Here is a 20,946-nt window from a genome sequence, read left to right on the forward strand (position 1 = left end):
TCAGGAGGTACAGCCATGAGAAATGAAAAAATTACCCCACTGTACGAGCGCCTGAGCCGGGACGATGAGTTACAGGGCGAGAGCAACTCCATATCCAACCAAAAACAGATGTTAGAGGATTTTGCCCGCCGGAATGGGCTGCCCAACCCTACGCACTTTACCGATGATGGTATCTCAGGCACCCGGTTTGACCGCCCCGGATTTTTGGCGATGATGGAGGAAGTGGAGGCAGGGCGTGTAGAGGCAATCGTCATCAAGGACATGAGCCGGTTAGGACGCGACTATCTAAAGGTCGGTCAGGTCATGGAGGTTTTGCGGCAGCGCGGCGTTCGGCTGATTGCGATCAATGATGGTGTGGACAGTCTGAAAGGCGATGACGATTTTACCCCGTTCCGCAACATCATGAATGAATTTTACGCCCGTGATACCAGTCGAAAAATCCGCTCTGTGTTTAAGTCAAAAGGCATGAGCGGCAAGCACCTGACCGGTACTGTGATTTACGGCTACTTGTGGGATGAAAAGCGGGAGCATTGGTTGGTAGATGAGGAAGCTTCCGAAGTGGTACGCCGTATCTTCTCCCTCACGCTGGAGGGATATGGGCCTTATCAGATCGCCTGCAAATTATCCTCAGACCGGATTGAAATTCCTGTCGTACACCTTGCCCGCTTCAACGAGGGTGTGAACCGTTCAAAGCCGGTCAAAGACCCCTATGGATGGGGATCATCTACCATCGTGAACATTTTGAAAAAACGAGAGTATTTAGGGCATACCATCAATTTCAAGACCCGCAAGCACTTTAAGGACAAGAAAAGCCACTATGTTTCTGAGGACGAATGGACGATCTTTGAGAATACCCATGAAGCCATTATCGACCAGCAGACCTTTGATTTGGCGCAGAAAATCCGCAGCAATGTACGGCGTTATCCAAATGGCTGGGGCGAAGCAGCTCCCCTCACAGGCTTGCTCTATTGTGCCGATTGCGGCGGCAAGATGTATGTCCACCGCACCAACAATGGCAAGCGGGTTTCTCAATATACCTGTTCCAATTATACCAAAGTTCCGTGTGGAACACTATGCCCTACACAACACCGTATCAATGAGAGTGCCGTTCTGACATTGGTTTCCGACACGCTCCGGGCTATTGCTGAATATTCCAAAAATGATCGGACGGAATTTATTCACACTGTTCAGGAGACGCAGGTTGCCCAACAGAGTGCCGATATAGCGAAAAAGCGCAGGCGTCTGGCCGCTGCTCAAAAGAGATCCGGAGAACTGGAAAAACTGATTTGCAAAATCTATGAGGACAACACCCTCGGCAAGCTGCCGGATGCACGATATAGGGCACTTGATGCACAGTATGCCAAAGAGCAGGACGCACTTGAGATTGAAATTGCAGAGCTGGAAAAGGCTGTTACCGGCTACGAGCAAAGCCAGAAATCAGCGGAGAAATTTATAGCCCTGATTGATAAGTACGAGAATTTTGACACTATGACAAACACCATGCTCAACGAGTTTGTAGAGAAAATCCTTGTCCACGAACGCGCCCGAAAAGGCAGCCAGGACACCACGCAGGAAATTGAAATCTACTTCAATTTTTTAGGGCGCTATATCCCACCATCCTTACAGCCGGTTCCTTTAACACCGGAGGAACAGGAAGAATTGCGAAAAAAAGAAGAACGCAAGGACAGGCTCCATCAGAACTATTTGAAACGAAAAGCCAGCGGCGCACAGAAACGGTATGAGGACAAAATCAAGGCGAAGAAAAAAGCGGAAATGGACGCTAAGAAAGCCCTAATCCGGGCTGAGGATATGAAAAAAGGTGTTTTTTCTACTGTCGGGCAGCTACCAAAAGAAGAACCGCGCAAAGGCAGCATAGCAGCCAGCGCAGCAGTCTAATCATCACGGAGCAAAGGAGAATGAATATGAGTAAGTTGACTTACATTCGTTGTGGAGATTATGATATACCCAACCTAAAACTTTCTGAACAGCCGGAAACTTCTATTGGCAAGTACGGCAGGATGCGAAAATCCTACCTGAAGGAACATCGCCCCATTCTCTACAACCATCTGCTGATGAGCGAGAAGCTGTATCCACACCTGTTAGAGATTGAGCGGACAGCACAGGGGCGTGTGGAAACCATGTTGCCTCACATGATGGAAGTTGCGGGTGTCACGGAGGAACTGAAAGCCTGTGACCCTATGCGCTGGGTGGGGCTGATGAACACATTAACGGCACAGATTGAGGAAATTTTAATCAGGGAACTGATTTGCAGATGAATGGGAGGTGCGGGAAATGCTGACCTTTGAAAAGGTTTTGAAAGTGTTTCAGGCATATCTGGATGATGACCCTCTGTATGAGGTGGTTCAGACCAGTCATGGTTATACATTGATGGCATGGGAACCCCACCGGAATGACTGGTACAGCGCAGAAATACAGAAAACCCCGGAGGATTTACGGAATGCTTTGTTGAGTACATACGCCAACTTTCTGGAAGATAAGATTACTGGAAATGACCGTGACCTGACTGTGACAGAAACCGGAGAAATCCAGCAGAGGTGCCGGGAACTTTTGGAAAAGTGCAGGGAAACATGATACAGAAACGCCAGAAGGAGGCCGCGATTATGCGTCCTCCTTCTGCTTCGCAGTCTGTTCCATTTTGAGCGCCCCGTCTATGGCACCTTCGATAATCGGCAGGTATTCTTCAGGGCAAAGCTTCAGCTTGTGGCTGACCCGTTGCCGCTGTTCGCTTTCTTCTCGCATAATCTCCGGGTTAAAATACCGTTCCACGGGAAGTCCGCAGACCTTAATCAACTGGATCATCACAGGCAGGCTCGGAATCGCACCTTGATTCTCAATGTTGGCAAGATACCGCCATTCAATCCCAACCATTTCTGCCAATGTTTTTCGTGCCAGACGCCTTGCCTCTCGTGCGGCTTTGACATCTGCACCGAAGGTTTCAAAACCGGGACAATCTTCAACTTTCGCCATATAGCATCACCCGGTTACATTGTATAATTCATACTTCGCCCGTGGAATGTTGTTATATGAATGTTGGTTGAAGTTTATAATTCATATTTCGTTCCTTGCATTGTTCGAGAAAGAGAACTATAATGTACTCTGTGGAGGTGCATAATGGATTATATGACACTAAAAGAGGCCGCCGAAAAATGGGGCGTGACACCTCGTAGAGTAAATTACTATTGCACTGCTGGGCGTATCCCCGGTGCTGTAAAAATGGCTGGTGTTTGGCTGATCCCAAAGAACGCAGAAAAGCCGATTGACGGAAGGACAAAACAAGGGAAGGAGTTGCACCATGAATAAAATCCTGATTATAGATGATGACAGAGAACTGTGCGCTTTGATTAAACGTAGCGTACAAGCAGAAAACATAGAAGCTGATTTTTGTAATACCGGAAAAGAGGGCTTACAAAAATTAAGAGAGCACGAATACCAGCTTGTGGTGCTGGATGTGATGATGCCCGGCATGGATGGTTTTGAAACGCTGGAAGAAATTCGCAAGGAGTACAGCTTACCAATTTTGATGTTCACATCTAAAAATGACAGCATTTCTAAAGTACGGGGCTTACGGGCCGGAGCGGACGATTATCTTACAAAACCGTTTGATATGGATGAACTGATTGCCCGTATTGCGTCTCTTATTCGCCGCTACACTCGCTTTAATCAGCAAGCTGGAGCCATACAAAAGCTAAATTTTGACGGATTGCAGATTGACCTTGAAAATCGTTCTGCTACTACATCAAACGGCACTTTTGAACTGCCCCCAAAGGAATTTGATTTGCTCCTGTACTGTGCAAAACATCAAGGGAAAATTTTGACCAAACAGCAGATTTATGAGGAAGTATGGGGCGAAGAATATTTCTATGATGACAGTAACATTATGGCGATTATCAGTCGGCTTCGTAAAAAATTAGAAGTCAATCCTTCAAGCCCAAAGTATATACAAACGGTCAAAGGGATTGGCTACCGGTTTAATAAGGAGGTGTAGTCAACATGGAAATTATCGTATTCTTGTCCATTGTGATTGCTGTTGTGGCTGTATTGACTTCCATCGTTCTCGTTCGGCGTGTAAAAAAACAAATAGCAGAAATGACCGATGTGCTGGTTGATGTAAAAAACGGAAATGGCAACCGGCGTATTCTATCTGCAACAAATGAACTGACAGCACCTCTTGCCTATGAAATCAATGAGATCGTTGTGGCCTATGAAAGCAGACTTTCAACTGTACGGCAGACAGAAGAAACCAACCGCCAGCTTATGACGAGCCTTTCCCATGACGTGCGAACGCCCCTTACTACTCTGCTTGGGTATCTTGACGCTACACACAAAGGACTGGTCACAGGAAAAGACCGGGATGATTATATTGAAACCGCCCGTCGGAAAGCCCATGATCTGAAAGAATACATTGATGTACTCTTTGACTGGTTCAAGTTAAATTCCAACGAGTTTGCTTTGGAGATTCAGAGCGTTGAGGTCGCAGAGCTGACAAGAAATATTCTGATCGACTGGATACCGATTTTTGAGGATAAACAGGTTGATTATGACATTGATATTCCTGAACAGCCCGTCCGGGTAAGATTGGATATGGATAGCTATATGAGGATCATCAATAACCTTATTCAAAATGTAATCGCTCATAGCCATGCGGACAAAATTAAAATTTCCCTATCGAAGAAGGAAAACAGCATGGAGCTGTTGCTGGCGGATAATGGAGTGGGCATTGAAAAAGAAGATTTGAAACACATATTTGAACGGCTTTATAAGTGTGATAAAGGACGCTCTGAAAAAGGCAGCGGACTTGGTCTTTCTATTGTCCATCAGCTTGTAGAAAAGATGGGTGGAAGCATAACAGTTGAAAGTTTTCCGGGAAAGGGAACTGAATTTGCGTTGCGTTTTCCTTTGGATATTTAAGCGGGTTCCCGTCCTTACGGCGGGAACTCTTGTCATTTTAGCCGAATTTCAAATTGCAAGGTTAATGCAAGGTTGCGGCAAGGTTAATGCAAGGTTGGCGTGATAGAATACCTTACAGAACAGGAGGTTTTGAATATGGATTCAAATTATATTATTGAAACAAAAAATCTGACAAAGCAATACGGCTCACAAAAGAGTGTGGCTGACTTAAATATCCATGTGAAGCGTGGGAGAATTTATGGTCTGTTGGGTAGAAACGGAGCCGGAAAAACCACAACTATGAAAATGCTGTTGGGTTTAACGAAGCCTACTTCCGGTGAGGTCAAAATCTGGGGAAAGTCTTTGCAAGGAAATGAAAAGAAGTTGCTGCCCCGCATTGGCAGTTTGATTGAGTCCCCTGGTTTTTATCCCAATCTGACCGGTACGGAGAACCTGCGTATCTTTGCTACCCTGCGTGGAGTACCAAACAATCATGCCATCAAAGACGCTCTGGATTTAGTCGGGCTACCTTACAAGGATAAAAAGCTGTTTTCGCAATACTCTCTTGGCATGAAGCAGCGGTTGGCGATTGCCCTTGCAGTCATGCACGATCCGGAGCTTTTGATTTTGGATGAGCCGATCAACGGCCTCGATCCCATCGGTATTGCAGAAGTGCGATCCTTTATCCGTGAGCTTTGCGACACAAGAGGAAAAACCATTTTAATCTCCAGTCACATTCTTTCGGAGATTTCCTTGCTGGCTGACGATATTGGAATTATTGACCACGGTGCATTGCTGGAAGAAGAAAGTCTTGCTGAGCTGGAGCAAAAAAGCAGTAAACATATCCGGTTCACGCTCTCTGATACTGCACAGGCGGCAAGAATTTTGGAACGCAATTTCCATGAAACCAATTTTTCCATACAAGACGACCACAATCTGCGTCTACACAATATGGAGCTACCCGTGGGGAAAATTGTAACTGTTTTTGTAGAAAACGGATTGGAGGTATCAGAAGCACATACCTGTGAAGAAAGTCTTGAAGATTACTTCAAGCGTGTGACAGGGGGCGAAGGAATTGCTTAAACTAATCAAATGCGAATTTTTGAAATTGAAACGGAAGCCATTGGTATTTATTTCCCTACTGCTTTCTGTTTTCATGCCATTGGCTTATGCTTTCTTTCTGGCAGATGTAAACACTGATGTGGATGCTGTAAATGGAGTGATGTCCAGCCTATTCCAGCTTAGTGCATATTTGCTTTTGATGCCGCTTCTTGTGATACTGGCTTCGAATCTGTTGTTTGAGGAACTTGATAATGACACACTGAAAAACCTTGTTACCGTACCGGTAAATAGAACCAAGCTGGTGCTGTCCAAGATGCTGGTTTTACTGTTGTTTGCCGTTGGCTTTATGGCAGTTGGAGGATTGGTAAATCTTGCGGTTTTGCTGTTTCAGGGCTGGGAGCCGGTTGGGTTTTGGATCTTGTTTGGCGTTGGGATAGAAGAAGGGCTGATTATGTGGGTAGGCGCACTTCCATGTATCCTGCTCGTTGTTCTTCTTAATAAAAACTATATCGTGTCGGTCGTGATTACCTTTTTCTATACGACTGCAAATTATATCCTTTCGATGAGCGATGCGTTCCTCACACAGCCTTTTGGTTTGAATATCGGAACCCTGTTTCCGGGACCGCTGGCTTTCCGCTGGACCTTCCAATTTTATGACCAAAGCCAGACCAGTGCGGAATTGGCAGACTTGTTGGAACGGATCAGTCCGTATTTTCTGAATGGTGTTCAGGTGTTCGGTGTGATTGTTGTGGAAGCCGTTGTATTTCTTGCGCTGATTGCGTTGGTTTACCGGCGCCAGGAAATCTAAGGGGGTGTAATTATGTGGGATTTATTAAAAGCAGAATTGCTCAAGCTACGCCGGTGCCAAATACTTTGGGTGGGGCTGGTGGCGCTTGCACTCTGTCCGTTGGTGCAATATGGGAGCCAGCTGATTGTGGAGGCGGAGTACCGAAATCCAAACTATGATTTTTCCACTCTGTTTGAGAATGTTGTCTGGGGCAATACGCAGATGTTTTTTCCGATTTCACTGGTGATGATTGGCAGCTGGCTGATTGACAGAGAATCCACCCATGATACGCTGAAAAACATCATGACAATTCCTGTTTCCATGCCGAAAATGCTGGGAGCTAAGCTCTTTTGGGTCGGGATTTTTGCAGTCCTGCTGGGAATATACAGCGTTGGCGTTACCTTGATTACTGGATTGACGGTTGGATTATCGGGACTGACAGTGGAAGTGTTTTTTCATGGAGGTACACAGATCGTGTTGGCAGCTCTGACGACCTATTTGGTCTGTATGCCGCTGATCTTGATTTTTGGGCAGATCCGAGGGGCATATCTGGGAGGTTCCATTCTGGCGTTTTTCCTTGGATATAGCATGCTGTTCTTCAAAGGCGGTATCCTTGCCAGCATCTATCCGTTTTCTGCTGCGCTGATTTTAGTGGGCTTTGACATGAGTGGATATGCCGGAACAACCACAGCCCCGAATCCTTTGCTGGCAGTCATTGGGGTTGGCATCATGGTTCTCTGGGCGGTGCTGTTGTTACTGATGTCCAGTAACAAAAAAGAAATAAAATCCCGTAAACAGGCAAATTCCAAGGGAAAAGGAAAGCGTGCTGTACGCAGGAAAGGAAGGTGATACCTGTGAAGAAAATAGTTCTATCATTATGCTTGATACTGTTGGGCGCTTCTGTGCTTTCCGGTTGTACAAAAGATGAAGTTCTCGATCAGTATAACAATATTGTTCAGTCTGCTGGTTCCATAGCACTTACCGGAAATTCATCCTTACAAGGTACGAAAGAAAAAGGAATTGATGATTATACAGGAAGCTATACAGCCAACTATGAGGATTTTTCAGATACAGAGTATTTGTTCGGCGGAACTTCCATAAAGCGTGAAGCGGGTAAGGATCTGTCTATTGACTGCGCGCTGGAGGTTACGGATGGAACTGCAAAAGTATTTTGGATTTCTGGAGCTGATGAAGAAGTCACTTTGCTTGAAACAACCGGAACATATAGTGATACAATTACACTCCCTGAAGGTGGAAACTATATCGGCATTGAATGTGAAAATTTCACTGGAAGCATTGAATTGAATATGGAGTAACATTCTGCCGGACGACGGCAAAAGAAAAAAAGCCGTCGTAAAGCAGACACATTTCCACGCGCCTATGAAGCGGCGGCTTTGATTTGCAGAGCCGCCGTTTCTTTTCGTTTATCCTAAACCAACGACGACCTAACACCGTGTAAATCCACGGCGGCACATAGGAGGATTGCCGCCGTGTCTATTTTTGCCTTTTTTCACAGTGCCCGTGATCTGCACCAGCTAAAAAAAGCCTGTTCCCAGCAGCGGAGCAATGCGGTCAGCAGTATGCACTATACCATGTAACTGAACAACAAAATATACTCTATTACGCTCGTATGGCTTTATGCCGTCCGGGCGCTTTTTTGTCCTTATGGAGCCGGAACATCGGGTCAGCATGGCCCGAACTTTATCCCCGGTGCCGCTCCCCGCCGCCTCATTCAGATTTACCCAAAAAATCTGAATGGAGGAAAGGCAGATGGAAGTTACCATCAATTATAACGGACAAGTTGTGGCCGTGGAGGTCACGCTGGAAGTCTATGAATTTCTTGACCGGGCCGATCACAAAACGGAGAACCTGTTTCATGAACAGCGGCGGCATTGGGATGGCCGGGAGTTTGACGAGTACATCATTACCACCGAGGGTGTAGGAGCCTACGGTGAAACGCCGGAAGAATACCTTTGCCGCATGGAAACGCTGCATGAGCTGATGGCGGTTCTGGACACCTGTACCGAGGCTCAGCGCCGCCGGTTCCTGCTCTATGCGCTTGACGGGCTGAGCCTTGCAGAGATCGGTGTGCTGTGCGGCTGCTCCAAAGTGGCTGTGTATCAAAGTGTGGAGGCGGTCAGAAAAAAATTTATAAATTTCTTTGAGAACAGGCTTAACGAATGACCTGTTTTCTGGCTACCAAGTGAAAGGGATCATTTCCCTTATCTCAGCGAGGGGCGGACAGCGGACGAGCTGCCCGCCTCTCCGATTTTCAGGAGGTAAGCCTATGAAAACAATCAATCTGCGGTGGATGTATCCCCACTACCGGCATGACGAGTTTGTGGATGTTACGGACGAGGTATGGGCAGCGATGTATCAGGCCCAGCGGGAGATGGAGAACTATGAGCGTCGGAAAGTCTACCACCGCGCCTACTACTCTCTGGACGCATACAGCTGGCTGGAAAATTACGCACTGGAACACAGCAGATCGCCGGAAGATATTTTGCTGGAACGAGAAGAAATGACCACCCGCCTGCACCTGATAGCAGCTCTGCTGGTGGCTCTGACTCATGCCACTCCGACACAGGCCCGCCGTGTTCACGCCTACTACATTGCCGGTATCAAGCAGCCGGAAATCTCCCGGAGAGAGGGCGTCCACAGCAGCAAGGTCAGCGTTTCCATCCGTCGGGGTCTGCGGAATATGCGCCGCTGCTATGATGACCTTTTTCAAACAGAGTGAGGGCGTGCCTATGCAGACCATCAATCTCAAACAATATTATCCATTTTGCAAAGAGGACATTTTTGTGGAGGTGTCCGATGAGATCGTCGAAGCGTTTCTTCTGGATAAGAGAGCCGAGGCCGCCAGAGAGCGCAAGATGTTCCGGTATAAGGCGTTTTATTCCCTCGATTGTAACGACGGAATCGAAAATGCCGCAATCGGCTGGGCACAGCCATCGCCGGAGGATCATCTGATAGAAAAAGAAGAATTAGCCGAATACGAAGAACTGATACGGCGATTGTATGAAGCCATTTCTTCCCTGCCGCCTATGCAGGCCCGCCGTGTCCACGCCCGCTATATGCTGGGTATGAAAGTGAAAGATATTGCCGCAATGGAGGGTATCACGCCATCACAGGCGGGAAAATCCATCCATGCCGCACTGCGGAGGCTGCGCCGGTACTTTGTGCGTCAGAAATGGACGGTCAATCTATGAGTATTTCCAAAGAAAAGAGGTGCATGACATGAACGAACAGAATACAGCCCAAACAAAAAGTGAGGAACAAGAGGAAGTTCTGAAGGAGATTCGGCAGCTTGAAAACCGAAAGAAGATTTTGGAGAACAAGCAGCGAAACGAAGAACGCAGGGTTCGCACCCGCCGCCTGATTGAGCGCGGAGCCATTTTGGAGGGGATTTTTCCGCTGGCTCCCAACCTTTCCGGCGCAGAGGTCAAAGCATTTCTAATTGCCCTGTCCCATCTTCCAGGGGCTGTGGAATTGACTGCAAACCTGCCAAAATCCGGGGACACGCCATAAGTCCCTTGTTTACAAGGGCGCACTTATACACCGTTGCCGGTGCTGTGCGCCCTGCCGGGGGGCGTTGCGTACTTCGTCCGCGATGGGAAGCTACGCTCCCCAAACCCCTTGTGCGCTCTGCGTAGCCGGACACCCGCTTTGCGTTTGTCCGGCTCCACAGAGCCTGTTATCCCTCACTGAAAGGAGGTGTTCCCCATAGATTTCTGTCATATCCCCGTCAGTATTATCAAGCGCAGTGCAGGCCGTTCAGCCGTTGCCGCAGCTGCTTACCGCAGCGGAACCAAGCTGACAAATGAATGGGACGGAATGCCCCACGACTACACCCGGAAAGGCGGCATTGTCCATGCGGAGATCATGCTGCCTGCCCACGCCCCGCCGGAATTTGCAGACCGTTCTATCCTCTGGAACAGCGTGGAGCAAATTGAGAAAGCAAGGGACAGCCAGCTTGCCCGCGAGATCGAAGCAGCCCTGCCCCGTGAACTGTCCGGCGAACAGCAGCTTGCCCTTGTGCGTGCCTATGTGAAGGACAACTTTGTAGACAAAGGAATGTGCGCCGACTTTGCCATCCATGACAAGGGAACCGGCAATCCTCATGTCCATATCATGCTGACGCTCCGGCCTCTGAAAGAAAACGGGCAGTGGGGCGCCAAGTGCCGCAAGGCATACGATCTGGACGAAAATGGACAGCGTATCCCGGATGGGAAAGGCGGCTGGAAAAATCATCGGGAGGATACGACCGACTGGAACGATAAAGGAAATGTGGAGATTTGGCGGGCAGCGTGGGCGGCCTACACCAACCGGGCACTGGAATCTGCCGGTAGATCGGAGCGTATTGACCACCGCAGTTACAAGCGGCAGGGCATTGATAAAATCCCCTCTGTCCATCTGGGGCCAGCCGCCAGCCAAATGGAAAAGCGCGGTATCCGCACCGACAAGGGAGAAGTAAACCGGCAGATCGCCGCCGACAACAAACTGCTGAAAGAAATTAAAGCCCGCATTACCCGTCTTTATCGCTGGTCGAAAGACGAAGCGGAAAAACCACAAACACAGCAAAGCAGCTTGACCGCTTTGTGGGAGGCTCAGCAGCAGTTGAACACTCCCCGCACCCGCACCGGAAAAATCCGGGCTTTGCAGGAAAGCGCTGCACTATTCAGCTTTTTACAGGCAAATGGCATCCAGTCTATGCAGCAGCTTCATGAAAAAATCGCTGATATGAACAGCCGTTACTATGACCTGCGGGGAAAGATCGTCAAGGCTGAGCGCCGGATCGCCACTCTTACCGAACGCGGGGAGATGTGGGAACAGTACAACCAGTACAAGCCCATCCACAAACAGCTTGCCAAAGTAAAGCCGGAAAAGCGGGAACAGTTTGAGCAGCGCCACAGCCGGGAACTGATCCTGTATGACGCAGCAGCCCGGTATCTGAAAGAACTGAAAGACAGCGGCGAGGGGATCACCCCGAAGGCATGGCAGCGGGAGATCGACCAGCTGACCGCCGGAAAGCAGACGGACACGCTTGCCATGAAATCCATGAGGGAGGAGTTGAAAGCAGTGGAACGGCTCCGCAAAACCGCCGAGCAGCTGTCCCGACAGGAAAGGGACAAGTCTCACGACCGTGGGCCGGAGCGGTAAAGGCTACCGCGTTTTGGCGTACCCCTGTCAAGTGTGTCGCGTTTCACGACATACCTTTGCATACAGAAAAACCGCCGTACAGGTTTCCCCATACGGCGGCAGACTGTTTATTTGCCGAACAAGTCGCTGTGTGTGCCGGTGCGGGCCAGCGTCAGCACCAGAACATCATCCTCTATGCGATAGACAAGCAGCCAGTCCGGGAGAATATGACATTCCCGATGACCTGCCCAATCGCCGGACAGGTCATGGTCACGGTTCTTATCCGGCAGCGGTTCGCCCATTGCCAGCAATGCTACGACCTGCTCCAGCAGCTCAATCTTCAAGCCACGCTTTATGGCTCGTTTGTAGTCTTTTTTGAAACTGGTCGTGTACTTGACGGTATATTTGGTTTCTTTCATCTTTTCAGGTCAGCAAACAACTCGTCAAGGTCATTGTAGCCCTTTACAGACGGGTCTTTTGCAATCCTTTCCGCTTCCAGCATGGCAGCAACCGTTTCTTTGTTCGGCTGTTCCAGCCTTACCTCAAAGGGAATGCCGCCTTCACGAAGCGACTGACGCACAAAGATGTTAAACGCCGTAGTCAGGTTCATGCCAAGTTCAGTAAACAGTGCGTCCGCCTGCGCTTTCAAATCTGCGTCCATGCGGATACTGATGTTTGTGGTATTTCCAGCCATACGATCAACCCCTTTCTGCTGGCAATCATAGTATATGCCATTTGCACGAAGAAAACAATACTTTGCACGAATATTTAACAATAAATTCATTCAAGGAGGTTGCCGGCTTTATGAAAGAAATCATTTATGAAGAACAACAAGACTGAACCTATCCCTGTCATGGATTACCGCCAGTACCGCAGAGCGCGGAGGCTGGTGCATGAGTGCTGCAACTACATCGACGGAAACTGTATCGCTCTGGACGATGGGGAGGAATGTGTCTGTGTCCAGTCTATTTCCTACTCCCTGTTGTGCAGGTGGTTTCGGGCGGCGGTATTACCGCAGGATAAGGAACTGGAAACGGCACTGTTCCACCGGCTGAATGCTAAGAAATGTGCCGTATGCGGGGCGCTGTTTACTCCCGGCTCCAACCGAGCCAAATACTGCCCGGAATGTGCCGCGCGCATGAAGCGGATCAACGCCGCAAAGCGCAAGCGGAAACAACGAGAGAAATGTCACGCTTTAGGGGCTGAAAAACCCTTGTAAATCAAGGCTTTTTTCGAGGGTGTCAAAGGCAGGCTGATAGATTTATCCTCTGACCCCTAAAACGGCCTTAAAATGCGTACAGAATCCCAAGAGAACCCCAAAGGAGGAACCCTATGTCAGACAATCGAAAATATTATTACCTGAAACTCAAAGAAAACTATTTTGATGATGATTCCATCGTGCTGCTGGAAAGTATGCAGGACGGTGTGCTGTATTCCAACATTCTGCTCAAGCTGTATCTGAAATCGCTGAAACATGGCGGGCGGCTCCAGCTTGACGAGGACATCCCTTACACGGCGCAGATGATCGCCACCATTACCCGCCAGCAGATCGGCACTGTGGAGAGAGCCTTGCAGATCTTTTTGAAGCTGGGTCTTGTGGAAGTGCTGGACAGCGGCACATTCTACATGAGCAACATCGAACTTTTAATCGGCCAGTCCTCTACCGAGGCCGAGCGAAAGCGGGCTGCAAGGCTTCAAAATAAGGCTCTTTCTGCGCTACGGACAAGTGGCGGACATTTGTCCGACATTCGTCCACCAGAGATAGAGATAGAGTTAGAGAAAGAGATAGAGAAAGAGATAGAGATAGAGAAAGAGATAGAGATAAAGAGAGAGATAGAGAAGGTACGCCCCGCCCACACCTATGGCCGTTACCAGAATGTTTTCCTGACGGATGAAGAACTGGCAGACTTGCAGTCCAGCTTTCCTGCTGTATGGGAACAGTACATTGAAAAGCTGTCCGAGTACATGGCTTCTACCGGCAAGCGTTATCAGAGCCATGCAGCAACCATCCGGCGCTGGGCTGGTGAGGACGCTAAAAAAACTGTCACACCCTCACGCAACCGGGATTACAGCGTAAAGGAGGATGAAACTGTATGATTGAGATTACCGCAGAAATCCGGGCGTTCATCGACAAGGCAGCTGCCGGTGTGGAATTGGCTGAGGACGAGTATATAGACCCGTCAGATGGTCTCATTCACTGTAAGAAATGCGGCGGCCAGAGGCAGACCGTTGTGCCATGCTTTGGGAAATCCGGCTACTTTATGCCGCGTTGCATCTGCCAGTGCCAGCGGGAGGCTGAGGAGCAGCGCAAGGCTGCTGAAGAACGGCAACGCCGTATGGAGCGTATCAAACGCCGAAAGGCACAGGGCTTGCAAGACCGTTATCTGTACGACTACACCTTTGCCAACGACAACGGCCAAAATCCTCTGATAGACAAGGCCCGCGCCTATGTGGAGAACTGGAAGGAGGCATGCCGAAACAACACCGGCCTGCTGCTGTTCGGGGATGTGGGAACCGGCAAGTCTTTCTTCGCCGGATGTATCGCCAATGCTCTACTTGACCAAGATGTGCCGGTGCTGATGACGAACTTTCCCACCATTCTGAACCGCCTGACCGGGATGTTCTCTGAGGACAGGTCGGAGTTTATTGCCAGCTTTGATGAGTACGACCTGCTTATCATTGACGATTTGGGTGTAGAGCGCAGTACCGAATATGCTATGGAGCAGATGTTTTTCGTCATCGACAGCCGCTACCGCAGCCGCAGGCCCATGATTATCACAACAAACTTGAAACTGTCCGAGCTGAAAAACCCGCCTGATCTGGCCCACGCCCGTATCTATGACCGTATTCTGGAACGGTGTGCGCCGATTCTTTTTAACGGGAAGAATTTCCGGGAAGAAAATGCCGGTGCTACCCGACAGACAGCAAAAGACATTGTAAACAGTAAGCAAGACTGATTTTTTACCGGGCGGCACAGACCCGTTCGGAGAAAGGAGCGCCATGAACAGAGAACCCCGTACTATGCAGGTGGCAGACGCCGCTACTGCGTCCAGAGCGCCGGAAAACACGCCAGCGATGGTAAAGAAAATCGGCAAGACAACCTACAAGGTTCATGTCCATTTCAGCAATACCAGCACAGAAACCATGAGCGATAAAATCAAGCGTATGCTCAAAAATGAAATTCAGCAGATGTGACAGACTGATAAACGAAGCCGCCTTGTGCTAAACTGATGATGGTACGCACCAAAATTTTTGTCAAGGAGGACACGAAAATGCTTTACACAGAAAAAGAGAAGCATGAAATTGAACGAGTAAAGGAGGTCTTTGCGGAACATCTGCGGCAAAGCCCTGATTTTGAACTGTTCTGGTCGGACAAGGTAGGCTATGTCTGGCTGGCGATTGGCGTAAATCCAGTCTATGTGGATACCGGTATCAGAATCGAATCTGCCGCCGATCTCTGTTACAGGTGTTTGGACGATGTAGCTACGGATGTTTTATATATGACGGGCAACGATCACGCGCTGGAAGCAGCCGATCCGCTGGAATTGGCCGAAATCAAGCGGCGCTGGGAACCATATATCAACCAGCTGCCGGAATATGCGTATATCTGCGACGATTTACTAAGTGGACGCCAATAATTCACATGCAAACGTGCCAGAAGCAATAAAATGCTTCTGGCACGTTGTTACGAATTTTAGAGCTTTCTATGGTTTCGATACTCTATTATTCCCCAAAACAGTCCGAGAATAAACAGCGTGACCACAATAATAAAGCTGTATTTGAATGGTACACCAAAATGTGCTTCTATGACATCAAGAGTTCCGATAGCACTGAGTAAAGAAATAATGTATAGCAGAACATTCAAAATCGCAGAGTTTCTGCTTTTCTTTAGTTCATTTTGTGCAGTCAAATAGGATATTTTTAGGTGAAGAGCTTCTGCATGTTTTTTGTAAGGCTCGCTTTCCTTAATGTAGTTCAATAAATTATGAGTTTCAATTGGAAGATTAGGAGAGCAAAAAAGATTCTGCAAGTAAATATCATTTCGTACCGACCGCCGAAGATCTGTTTCATTTTCAAGGTTAGAGTTTTGAAAAATATGAATATAGAGTTTTAGCGATTCCAATATAATGGCCGAATATAAAATTGGTTGAAAGTTATCACAATCAAAGTCAGAAACTACACTACAACCAGCTTGTGGATAATATTGGTATATTTCCACTGTACTAATGTCCTTAATTGGTTCAGCAGGCGCTTTCGTATCAATGAGTTTGCAAAAGTAATCTGAAATATTTTCAATATTATTCGAAAAGACCAATGTGTCATGCACAAAGAAATATTCTTGGGAACGATAACACTTATTTGTCAATTCCCAGATAAACTCAGAAATATTTTCATATATTATTTCAGAAATTTTCATTCCTGCCTCGACAGGTTTCTCTTCATCAAAGAATTGATATTTCTCCACAGACAGTAGGTTGTAGTTTTCTGCTTTTGCCCCGACATCATCTTTGGCAAGTGGTTTTCCTGTTTTGTAGTTTATGACTTCAAAAACAATGAACAAAACACTGTTCATCATAAAGGCACCGGCATCAATTTGATACATCTGACCATTTATCCAAACTAAAAATGGCTCTAGCCAGAAAGTAAATTCGATTTTGAAATATCGTTCATCAACTAAGATAGATTGTGCGTGCCTAAGATTGATATAGAAACCGGAATCTTTCAAAGAGTCACTTGCATTATTTTCTTTTTCAGCTGAATCTTTTGATTTGAAGGAAAATGTAGTCGCTTGATGTACATAATCATATTGGGCCGTTACCTCCATTTTCCCATCAACAGAAGTAATAGTCTCGTCTGTTGCCACGAAAGAAAGATGATGCTTTTCCAGTAAGGATTGCATCTGCTTCTTTTTGTGCGGGATAACATTACGAAGTTTTCGTAAAAACCAGTTTGTCGCTTTATACTGTGTCGAATTATATGCGCTTAAAAATAAAACAGTATCATCCACTTGCAATGACCTCCGATCTCGTCAGTAAAATTTATATTATTAATTATACAGCCAAATGACATACACAACAAGCATAGTGCAACAGATAATACTGTTGCTTATTTTTTTGATAAAAAGTCCTTGACAACTCGTTTCGGGCAAGACAGCCAAAAGCATTTTGATTTCCTGCGGTGCAAGGCTGGCTCCCTTTGATATTCCCCAACTTCGGGAGATCATGTCTTATGACGAGCTGGAGCTGGATAAGCTGGGGGATGAAAAATCGGCGCTGTTCTTTCTTATCAGCGACACGGACACCACCTACAATTTTTTGGTTGCCCTCGCTTTTTCGCAGATGTTCAACCTTCTGTGTGAACGGGCTGACAACACCTATGGCGGGCGTCTGCCCTACCATGTGCGGGTGCTGTGGGACGAGGCAGCCAATACCGGACAGGTGCCGGGGCTGGAAAAGATCGTGGCCGTCATCCGCTCCCGTGAGATCAGCCTGACGCTTTTTTATCAGGCAATGAGCCAGTGCAAGGCATTGTACAAAGACCATTCCGAAACCATCATGGGCAACATGGACAGTATCGTATTCCTCGGAGGCCGGGAGGCTTCCACCCTAAAGGATATTTCGGAAAACTGGCTGGGCAAGGCCACCATCTCTATGCAGACCGAGGGCCGAAGCCGTGGACAGTCTGAAAGTTACAGCCAGAATATGCAGCGGCTTGGCCGGGAGCTGATGACCACCAGCGAGATCACCACCATGCCCGGGGATAAATGTATCTTGCAGCTTAGGGGGCTCCCGCCCTTCCTGTCCCCGAAGTATGACTTGAAAAAGCACCCGAATTACAAGTACACAGCCGAATTTGATAAAAAGAAAAACGCCTTCCGCTTGGAAAGCCTGTTCCGCCACCGGCCATTGAGACTAAAGCCAGAGGACGAATACACGGTGTACGAAGTGGACGGCTCTGACACGGACGAAGAAGCTGACCTGTTGAACTTCGATGATCTGGACAGCGACGAGTTTGTGTAACTTCGGGCCATGATGACCCGAAGCGCCGCCGATGTGGGCGGCTTTTTTTGTACCCAAAACCATCAAACAAAATGGAGGAACGTATATGGAATTTTTCAATCAGGCAATCGACATTCTCAAAATTCTGGTCATGGCTCTTGGCGCCGGTCTGGCGGTATGGGGCGTCATCAACCTTCTGGAAGGTTACGGGTCGGACAACCCTGCGGCAAATGCTCATGTACGGTAGAGAAGCACAAAGCAAAACAAAGACAGCCAGCCCTGCCACTATTCCGAAGTCAGGGGAACGCAATAGAAAAATTCATAGCTGTGTGCTATACTTAATTAGCATTTGAACATATCAAGCTGACACAGCAATCTCTTTGCTTGCCGTTAATGCGCGTCTACCAATAGTCCGCAGAAAGCAAGAGTATCGTAAAGGTATAAAAATTTCAAACTTCTTTGTAACGAAATTCCGATTTCTCCGTCTAACCTATGAAGCTGAAGGAGGTGATGACAAGTATGGACTATGAAAAGCTCTATAAAGCCTACTATTTACAGGTATACTCGTATACTATTTCTCTTGCCAAAAATCGTGAGATAGCAGAGGAAATCACGCAGAACACATTCTATAAGGCTGTTTCTACAACATCACAATTCAAAGGTAAGTCAGATGAATTGACATGGCTCTGCTCCATAGCAAAAAATCTTTACCATGATGAAATGCGAAGCCGTCAGCGAGTAGCTGATGTGAGTGAAATCAATGACTTGCCATCAAATGAAAATGTTGAGAACTCAGTTGCAGATTCTGACATGGCGTTCCGCATACACCTCGTTCTTCACCGTTTGGAAGAACCATACAAAGAAGTCTTTCAGCTTCGCGTATTCGGGGAACTATCTTTTTCACAAATCGCTGCAATTTTTGGAAAAACAGAATCATGGGCGAGAGTTACTTATCATCGTGCAAAGCTAAAAATTCAAGAAAGGATGGATGAAAAGCATGAGTAAACAATGCGATATTGTTCGAGATATTCTTCCGCTGTATGTTGACGGTGCTTGCAGCGAAGCAAGCGCAGAGATGGTAAAAGAGCATTTGAACGCCTGTGCTGACTGTAACGCAATTTATCAGAAATTGCTTTCTCACACGAACGAAGATGTTCTTCACGAAGAAAGCGAAAGCGTTATTATGCGCCATGAGGCAAAAGAAAAGCAGAGAGGCAAAAAAAAGATAACGATTGCTGTTCTCGTTTCCATCGCTCTTTGTATCATTGCAATTTTTGCAGCTCTCTTTCTGTTACCTATAAACATTGCTTATGAGCCTGTCAAAATCGACTTCCCATTTGAGGTTGAAGATGTCGAAAGCGTTGAAATGTACCACTATGACGAAGTGCCTGCATCAGCAGAAAAGAAAGTAGTTGTTGCTGAAAATGATATAAAGACCCTGTATGATAAGTTCAAGGGCTTATCCTTAAAAGACAAAACAACTGAGGAAACTGCCGGAGCAGCTGTGACCAGCTTTAGATTTAACCTCTCAGATGGAACAAGCTACGATTTGATTTACGCCTGCTATGGAGTTAAAAACGGCGAATTGAAGTCAGCAGCAGGCGGTTTTAAGTATTTCACAAGTGCGGATATCGGCTCTTATTGGAACAATTTGAATACGGAACTTGAAGCAATTCCTATCAATGAGAGTGAATTGCCGTGAGCAGATAGCAAACCCAGCCGAGCCTGTCAACGGTCAAGATGAACGGCGGAAATGCGCCGCTGTTGACAGCCCCGCCCGTCTTTGCTGTTCGGTAATCAAGAGGGCGACAGCACAAGATGCTGCCGCCCTCTGCCATTATTCAGAAAGGGGGATTTTCCATGACCGAACACGAAAAGTATCAAGAACATATCCGGCATACACACGATGCCTTTTGCAAGACTGTTATTCGCCACGCTGCCATAGACGCAGCCCGGAGCATACGGAGCCGCCGCAAGCGGGAAATCTCGCTTGAATATCTGATAGAAGAAAAACACTATCCATTCAGTACCACAGATAAATACTTTGCGGAGCAATCCGGCATGACCAGCTATCCGCTTTTCGTCTGTGGTCAGATGGTGCTTTTGGAAAGCCCAGAGCTTGCCGCAGCCCTGTCCGCACTATCACAGATGGAACAGGAAATCATTTTCTTGTACTACTTCCAACGATTGACGCATAGGGAGATTGGACGGAGATATGGACGGGCTGGCAACACAACCGGGCGGCGTATTCAGATGATTTTACGGCGGCTACGGGCAGAGTTGGAGGGTTTGTCCTATGAGCCAGCTACTTCCCTATGAGACAATCGTTAAGGCAAGCGAGGGCGACCCGGAAGCTGTTGCCGCCGTCCTATCCCATTATGCGGGATATATCCGCTCTTGTGCGAAAATGGACGGACAGATTAACATGGATATGCAGGAGCATATCGTCAGGCAACTGATAGAAAGCCTGTTGAAGTTCCACTTTGACCGCTAAACAGAAAAGTTGTATAATTAGAGCCTAACAAATTAAACTTCAATGAGGGTAGAGCAAATGGAACAGATTATCAATTATAGAGACATACCCACAGATAAAAGGATTGACATATTAAATGCTCTTGAGCGAATAGGTTTTTTTCCGGCATACGGCGGCGTGAAAACAATGCAGCAAATTATGGAAAAGTCAGTTCCAGGTTCAGGCCCACAATTCTATTTCGTTTTCCGTGAAAATGAGTTGATAGGGTACAATTTTCTCATTGGGGACACTAAGAAATATAAAGCGTTCCCATGGCTTGCTATTAGCAATATGGATGAGCAGAAGTTGACTGTTTGTGAAGAAATGATGAAAATACAAATTGCCTTTTTTGAAAAACTCGGAATGCAAAAGATAGCAGATCATTGCGTTAGGATTATGGAAGATTACAGAAAAGGAATTGGAAAGCAGAAAGAAAGCGATTGCAGATAAATTCCATTTGAAAAACGGCTGACAATTTAATACCGCCGCCCATCACAGCGGCAGATAAGCAGTAAATCTTGAAAAGGTTTACTGCT

Annotated in this window: 29 protein-coding genes and 2 pseudogenes; 27 read left to right on the forward strand and 4 right to left on the reverse strand. The window is 47.3% G+C overall.

Annotated features, from left to right (window positions below; translation table 11 throughout):
- Window positions 1-15: 15 nt before the first annotated feature.
- From DXA66_RS03315 to DXA66_RS03325, 3 genes are read left to right on the forward strand one after another with little or no spacing between them, the layout of a single operon-like run.
- Window positions 16-1,896: a recombinase family protein gene (locus tag DXA66_RS03315; RefSeq protein WP_118526803.1), complete on the forward strand. Its 1,881-nt coding sequence runs from the start codon at window positions 16-18 to the stop codon at window positions 1,894-1,896.
- Between the two features lie 26 nt (window positions 1,897-1,922).
- On the forward strand, window positions 1,923-2,276 hold the full coding sequence (locus tag DXA66_RS03320; protein ID WP_118526805.1) for a TnpV protein: 354 nt from the start codon (window positions 1,923-1,925) through the stop codon (window positions 2,274-2,276).
- Between the two features lie 16 nt (window positions 2,277-2,292).
- Window positions 2,293-2,592, forward strand: coding sequence for a hypothetical protein (locus DXA66_RS03325; RefSeq protein ID WP_118526807.1), 300 nt, complete (start codon window positions 2,293-2,295; stop codon window positions 2,590-2,592).
- A 27-nt stretch (window positions 2,593-2,619) separates the two neighbouring features.
- Here the strand turns inward: DXA66_RS03325 and DXA66_RS03330 are convergent, their stop codons facing one another.
- A complete protein-coding gene (locus DXA66_RS03330) occupies window positions 2,620-2,988 on the reverse strand; it encodes a helix-turn-helix transcriptional regulator (RefSeq protein ID WP_012816188.1) in 369 nt (122 codons plus the stop codon).
- A 144-nt stretch (window positions 2,989-3,132) separates the two neighbouring features.
- On the opposite strand from DXA66_RS03330, the gene DXA66_RS03335 reads away from it, so the two are divergent.
- The 12 genes from DXA66_RS03335 (at window position 3,133) to mobQ (ending at window position 11,920) form a co-directional block, all read left to right on the forward strand.
- Window positions 3,133-3,321, forward strand: coding sequence for a helix-turn-helix domain-containing protein (locus tag DXA66_RS03335; RefSeq protein WP_118526809.1), 189 nt, complete (start codon window positions 3,133-3,135; stop codon window positions 3,319-3,321).
- Window positions 3,314-4,006, forward strand: a complete 693-nt coding sequence (locus DXA66_RS03340; RefSeq protein ID WP_025543454.1) for a response regulator transcription factor — start codon at window positions 3,314-3,316, stop codon at window positions 4,004-4,006. The genes DXA66_RS03335 and DXA66_RS03340 overlap by 8 nt, the downstream gene beginning before the upstream one ends.
- Window positions 4,007-4,011: 5 nt before the next feature.
- On the forward strand, window positions 4,012-4,929 hold the full coding sequence (locus DXA66_RS03345; RefSeq protein WP_117982205.1) for a sensor histidine kinase KdpD: 918 nt from the start codon (window positions 4,012-4,014) through the stop codon (window positions 4,927-4,929).
- Between the two features lie 135 nt (window positions 4,930-5,064).
- Window positions 5,065-5,991, forward strand: coding sequence for an ABC transporter ATP-binding protein (locus DXA66_RS03350; protein ID WP_025543457.1), 927 nt, complete (start codon window positions 5,065-5,067; stop codon window positions 5,989-5,991).
- Complete coding sequence (locus DXA66_RS03355; RefSeq protein WP_118526811.1) at window positions 5,984-6,778, forward strand: ABC transporter permease; 795 nt, start codon at window positions 5,984-5,986, stop codon at window positions 6,776-6,778. Before DXA66_RS03350 ends, DXA66_RS03355 begins: the two co-directional genes overlap by 8 nt.
- A 12-nt stretch (window positions 6,779-6,790) precedes the next feature.
- Entirely contained in the window at window positions 6,791-7,606 is an 816-nt protein-coding gene (locus DXA66_RS03360; RefSeq protein WP_014080233.1) for an ABC transporter permease, read from the forward strand.
- A gap of 5 nt (window positions 7,607-7,611) precedes the next feature.
- Entirely contained in the window at window positions 7,612-8,073 is a 462-nt protein-coding gene (locus DXA66_RS03365) for a hypothetical protein (RefSeq protein ID WP_038259777.1), read from the forward strand.
- A 454-nt stretch (window positions 8,074-8,527) separates the two neighbouring features.
- Complete coding sequence (locus DXA66_RS03370; protein ID WP_014080230.1) at window positions 8,528-8,941, forward strand: RNA polymerase sigma factor; 414 nt, start codon at window positions 8,528-8,530, stop codon at window positions 8,939-8,941.
- Between the two features lie 103 nt (window positions 8,942-9,044).
- Window positions 9,045-9,497, forward strand: coding sequence for a sigma-24 (feci) (locus DXA66_RS03375; protein ID WP_014080229.1), 453 nt, complete (start codon window positions 9,045-9,047; stop codon window positions 9,495-9,497).
- A gap of 10 nt (window positions 9,498-9,507) precedes the next feature.
- Window positions 9,508-9,969: an RNA polymerase sigma factor gene (locus tag DXA66_RS03380; protein WP_014080228.1), complete on the forward strand. Its 462-nt coding sequence runs from the start codon at window positions 9,508-9,510 to the stop codon at window positions 9,967-9,969.
- A gap of 28 nt (window positions 9,970-9,997) precedes the next feature.
- Complete coding sequence (locus tag DXA66_RS03385) at window positions 9,998-10,288, forward strand: DUF3847 domain-containing protein (RefSeq protein ID WP_118526813.1); 291 nt, start codon at window positions 9,998-10,000, stop codon at window positions 10,286-10,288.
- A 186-nt stretch (window positions 10,289-10,474) separates the two neighbouring features.
- A complete protein-coding gene (gene mobQ, locus DXA66_RS03390) occupies window positions 10,475-11,920 on the forward strand; it encodes a MobQ family relaxase (protein WP_118526815.1) in 1,446 nt (481 codons plus the stop codon).
- 107 nt (window positions 11,921-12,027) lie between these two features.
- On the opposite strand, the gene DXA66_RS03395 is transcribed toward mobQ, so the two are convergent.
- The gene (locus tag DXA66_RS03395; protein WP_002596328.1) at window positions 12,028-12,318 is read right to left on the reverse strand and encodes a type II toxin-antitoxin system YafQ family toxin; all 291 of its coding nucleotides are present in this window, start codon (window positions 12,316-12,318) and stop codon (window positions 12,028-12,030) included.
- The gene (locus tag DXA66_RS03400; RefSeq protein ID WP_005924829.1) at window positions 12,315-12,593 is read right to left on the reverse strand and encodes a type II toxin-antitoxin system RelB/DinJ family antitoxin; all 279 of its coding nucleotides are present in this window, start codon (window positions 12,591-12,593) and stop codon (window positions 12,315-12,317) included. The genes DXA66_RS03395 and DXA66_RS03400 overlap by 4 nt, the downstream gene beginning before the upstream one ends.
- Before the next feature lie 126 nt (window positions 12,594-12,719).
- On the opposite strand from DXA66_RS03400, the gene DXA66_RS03405 reads away from it, so the two are divergent.
- The 5 genes from DXA66_RS03405 to DXA66_RS03425 all read left to right on the forward strand — a co-directional run bounded on the left by DXA66_RS03405 (window position 12,720) and on the right by DXA66_RS03425 (window position 15,537).
- Window positions 12,720-13,118, forward strand: coding sequence for a cysteine-rich VLP domain-containing protein (locus DXA66_RS03405; RefSeq protein ID WP_015536523.1), 399 nt, complete (start codon window positions 12,720-12,722; stop codon window positions 13,116-13,118).
- A gap of 113 nt (window positions 13,119-13,231) precedes the next feature.
- Window positions 13,232-13,996, forward strand: a complete 765-nt coding sequence (locus tag DXA66_RS03410; protein WP_118526817.1) for a phage replisome organizer N-terminal domain-containing protein — start codon at window positions 13,232-13,234, stop codon at window positions 13,994-13,996.
- Window positions 13,993-14,856 carry an ATP-binding protein gene (locus tag DXA66_RS03415; RefSeq protein WP_118526819.1) on the forward strand — a complete coding sequence of 288 codons (864 nt, stop codon included), beginning with the start codon at window positions 13,993-13,995 and terminating at the stop codon, window positions 14,854-14,856. The genes DXA66_RS03410 and DXA66_RS03415 overlap by 4 nt, the downstream gene beginning before the upstream one ends.
- A 43-nt stretch (window positions 14,857-14,899) precedes the next feature.
- Window positions 14,900-15,094, forward strand: a complete 195-nt coding sequence (locus DXA66_RS03420) for a transposon-encoded TnpW family protein (protein ID WP_015533371.1) — start codon at window positions 14,900-14,902, stop codon at window positions 15,092-15,094.
- A gap of 77 nt (window positions 15,095-15,171) precedes the next feature.
- Entirely contained in the window at window positions 15,172-15,537 is a 366-nt protein-coding gene (locus tag DXA66_RS03425) for a hypothetical protein (protein WP_117541254.1), read from the forward strand.
- Window positions 15,538-15,593: 56 nt separating this feature from the next.
- Here DXA66_RS03425 and DXA66_RS03430 read toward each other — a convergent pair whose 3' ends face one another.
- Complete coding sequence (locus DXA66_RS03430; protein WP_101874392.1) at window positions 15,594-16,907, reverse strand: hypothetical protein; 1,314 nt, start codon at window positions 16,905-16,907, stop codon at window positions 15,594-15,596.
- 124 nt (window positions 16,908-17,031) lie between these two features.
- On the opposite strand from DXA66_RS03430, the pseudogene DXA66_RS03435 reads away from it, so the two are divergent.
- The 7 genes and pseudogenes from DXA66_RS03435 to DXA66_RS03465 all read left to right on the forward strand — a co-directional run.
- A pseudogene (locus tag DXA66_RS03435) lies at window positions 17,032-17,919 on the forward strand (VirD4-like conjugal transfer protein, CD1115 family); the annotation flags it as partial.
- Window positions 17,920-18,004: 85 nt separating this feature from the next.
- A pseudogene (locus DXA66_RS03440) lies at window positions 18,005-18,133 on the forward strand (Maff2 family mobile element protein); the annotation flags it as partial.
- A 257-nt stretch (window positions 18,134-18,390) separates the two neighbouring features.
- A complete protein-coding gene (locus DXA66_RS03445) occupies window positions 18,391-18,903 on the forward strand; it encodes an RNA polymerase sigma factor (protein ID WP_003533443.1) in 513 nt (170 codons plus the stop codon).
- Window positions 18,896-19,600, forward strand: coding sequence for a zf-HC2 domain-containing protein (locus tag DXA66_RS03450; protein WP_006573567.1), 705 nt, complete (start codon window positions 18,896-18,898; stop codon window positions 19,598-19,600). The genes DXA66_RS03445 and DXA66_RS03450 overlap by 8 nt, the downstream gene beginning before the upstream one ends.
- Window positions 19,601-19,716: 116 nt before the next feature.
- A complete protein-coding gene (locus tag DXA66_RS03455) occupies window positions 19,717-20,217 on the forward strand; it encodes an RNA polymerase sigma factor (protein ID WP_004853592.1) in 501 nt (166 codons plus the stop codon).
- Window positions 20,195-20,392: a helix-turn-helix domain-containing protein gene (locus DXA66_RS03460; RefSeq protein ID WP_006573566.1), complete on the forward strand. Its 198-nt coding sequence runs from the start codon at window positions 20,195-20,197 to the stop codon at window positions 20,390-20,392. The genes DXA66_RS03455 and DXA66_RS03460 overlap by 23 nt, the downstream gene beginning before the upstream one ends.
- Window positions 20,393-20,434: 42 nt before the next feature.
- Window positions 20,435-20,860, forward strand: a complete 426-nt coding sequence (locus DXA66_RS03465) for a hypothetical protein (protein WP_006573565.1) — start codon at window positions 20,435-20,437, stop codon at window positions 20,858-20,860.
- Window positions 20,861-20,946: the final 86 nt, after the last annotated feature.

The sequence above is a fragment of the Faecalibacterium sp. OF03-6AC genome, from assembly GCF_003478175.1.
GTDB classification, from domain to species: domain Bacteria; phylum Bacillota; class Clostridia; order Oscillospirales; family Ruminococcaceae; genus Faecalibacterium; species Faecalibacterium taiwanense.

Bases quoted from the DNA above. Each gene is read 5' to 3' on its own strand.
- DXA66_RS03315 (WP_118526803.1), top strand. From the start codon at position 16: ATGAGAAATGAAAAAATTACCCCACTGTACGAGCGCCTGAGCCGGGAC.
- DXA66_RS03320 (WP_118526805.1), top strand. From the start codon at position 1,923: ATGAGTAAGTTGACTTACATTCGTTGTGGAGATTATGATATACCCAAC.
- DXA66_RS03325 (WP_118526807.1), top strand. From the start codon at position 2,293: ATGCTGACCTTTGAAAAGGTTTTGAAAGTGTTTCAGGCATATCTGGAT.
- DXA66_RS03330 (WP_012816188.1), bottom strand. From the start codon at position 2,988: ATGGCGAAAGTTGAAGATTGTCCCGGTTTTGAAACCTTCGGTGCAGAT.
- DXA66_RS03335 (WP_118526809.1), top strand. From the start codon at position 3,133: ATGGATTATATGACACTAAAAGAGGCCGCCGAAAAATGGGGCGTGACA.
- DXA66_RS03340 (WP_025543454.1), top strand. From the start codon at position 3,314: ATGAATAAAATCCTGATTATAGATGATGACAGAGAACTGTGCGCTTTG.
- DXA66_RS03345 (WP_117982205.1), top strand. From the start codon at position 4,012: ATGGAAATTATCGTATTCTTGTCCATTGTGATTGCTGTTGTGGCTGTA.
- DXA66_RS03350 (WP_025543457.1), top strand. From the start codon at position 5,065: ATGGATTCAAATTATATTATTGAAACAAAAAATCTGACAAAGCAATAC.
- DXA66_RS03360 (WP_014080233.1), top strand. From the start codon at position 6,791: ATGTGGGATTTATTAAAAGCAGAATTGCTCAAGCTACGCCGGTGCCAA.
- DXA66_RS03370 (WP_014080230.1), top strand. From the start codon at position 8,528: ATGGAAGTTACCATCAATTATAACGGACAAGTTGTGGCCGTGGAGGTC.
- DXA66_RS03375 (WP_014080229.1), top strand. From the start codon at position 9,045: ATGAAAACAATCAATCTGCGGTGGATGTATCCCCACTACCGGCATGAC.
- DXA66_RS03380 (WP_014080228.1), top strand. From the start codon at position 9,508: ATGCAGACCATCAATCTCAAACAATATTATCCATTTTGCAAAGAGGAC.
- DXA66_RS03385 (WP_118526813.1), top strand. From the start codon at position 9,998: ATGAACGAACAGAATACAGCCCAAACAAAAAGTGAGGAACAAGAGGAA.
- DXA66_RS03395 (WP_002596328.1), bottom strand. From the start codon at position 12,318: ATGAAAGAAACCAAATATACCGTCAAGTACACGACCAGTTTCAAAAAA.
- DXA66_RS03400 (WP_005924829.1), bottom strand. From the start codon at position 12,593: ATGGCTGGAAATACCACAAACATCAGTATCCGCATGGACGCAGATTTG.
- DXA66_RS03405 (WP_015536523.1), top strand. From the start codon at position 12,720: ATGAAGAACAACAAGACTGAACCTATCCCTGTCATGGATTACCGCCAG.
- DXA66_RS03410 (WP_118526817.1), top strand. From the start codon at position 13,232: ATGTCAGACAATCGAAAATATTATTACCTGAAACTCAAAGAAAACTAT.
- DXA66_RS03415 (WP_118526819.1), top strand. From the start codon at position 13,993: ATGATTGAGATTACCGCAGAAATCCGGGCGTTCATCGACAAGGCAGCT.
- DXA66_RS03420 (WP_015533371.1), top strand. From the start codon at position 14,900: ATGAACAGAGAACCCCGTACTATGCAGGTGGCAGACGCCGCTACTGCG.
- DXA66_RS03425 (WP_117541254.1), top strand. From the start codon at position 15,172: ATGCTTTACACAGAAAAAGAGAAGCATGAAATTGAACGAGTAAAGGAG.
- DXA66_RS03445 (WP_003533443.1), top strand. From the start codon at position 18,391: ATGAAGCTGAAGGAGGTGATGACAAGTATGGACTATGAAAAGCTCTAT.
- DXA66_RS03450 (WP_006573567.1), top strand. From the start codon at position 18,896: ATGAGTAAACAATGCGATATTGTTCGAGATATTCTTCCGCTGTATGTT.
- DXA66_RS03455 (WP_004853592.1), top strand. From the start codon at position 19,717: ATGCTGCCGCCCTCTGCCATTATTCAGAAAGGGGGATTTTCCATGACC.
- DXA66_RS03460 (WP_006573566.1), top strand. From the start codon at position 20,195: ATGAGCCAGCTACTTCCCTATGAGACAATCGTTAAGGCAAGCGAGGGC.
- DXA66_RS03465 (WP_006573565.1), top strand. From the start codon at position 20,435: ATGAGGGTAGAGCAAATGGAACAGATTATCAATTATAGAGACATACCC.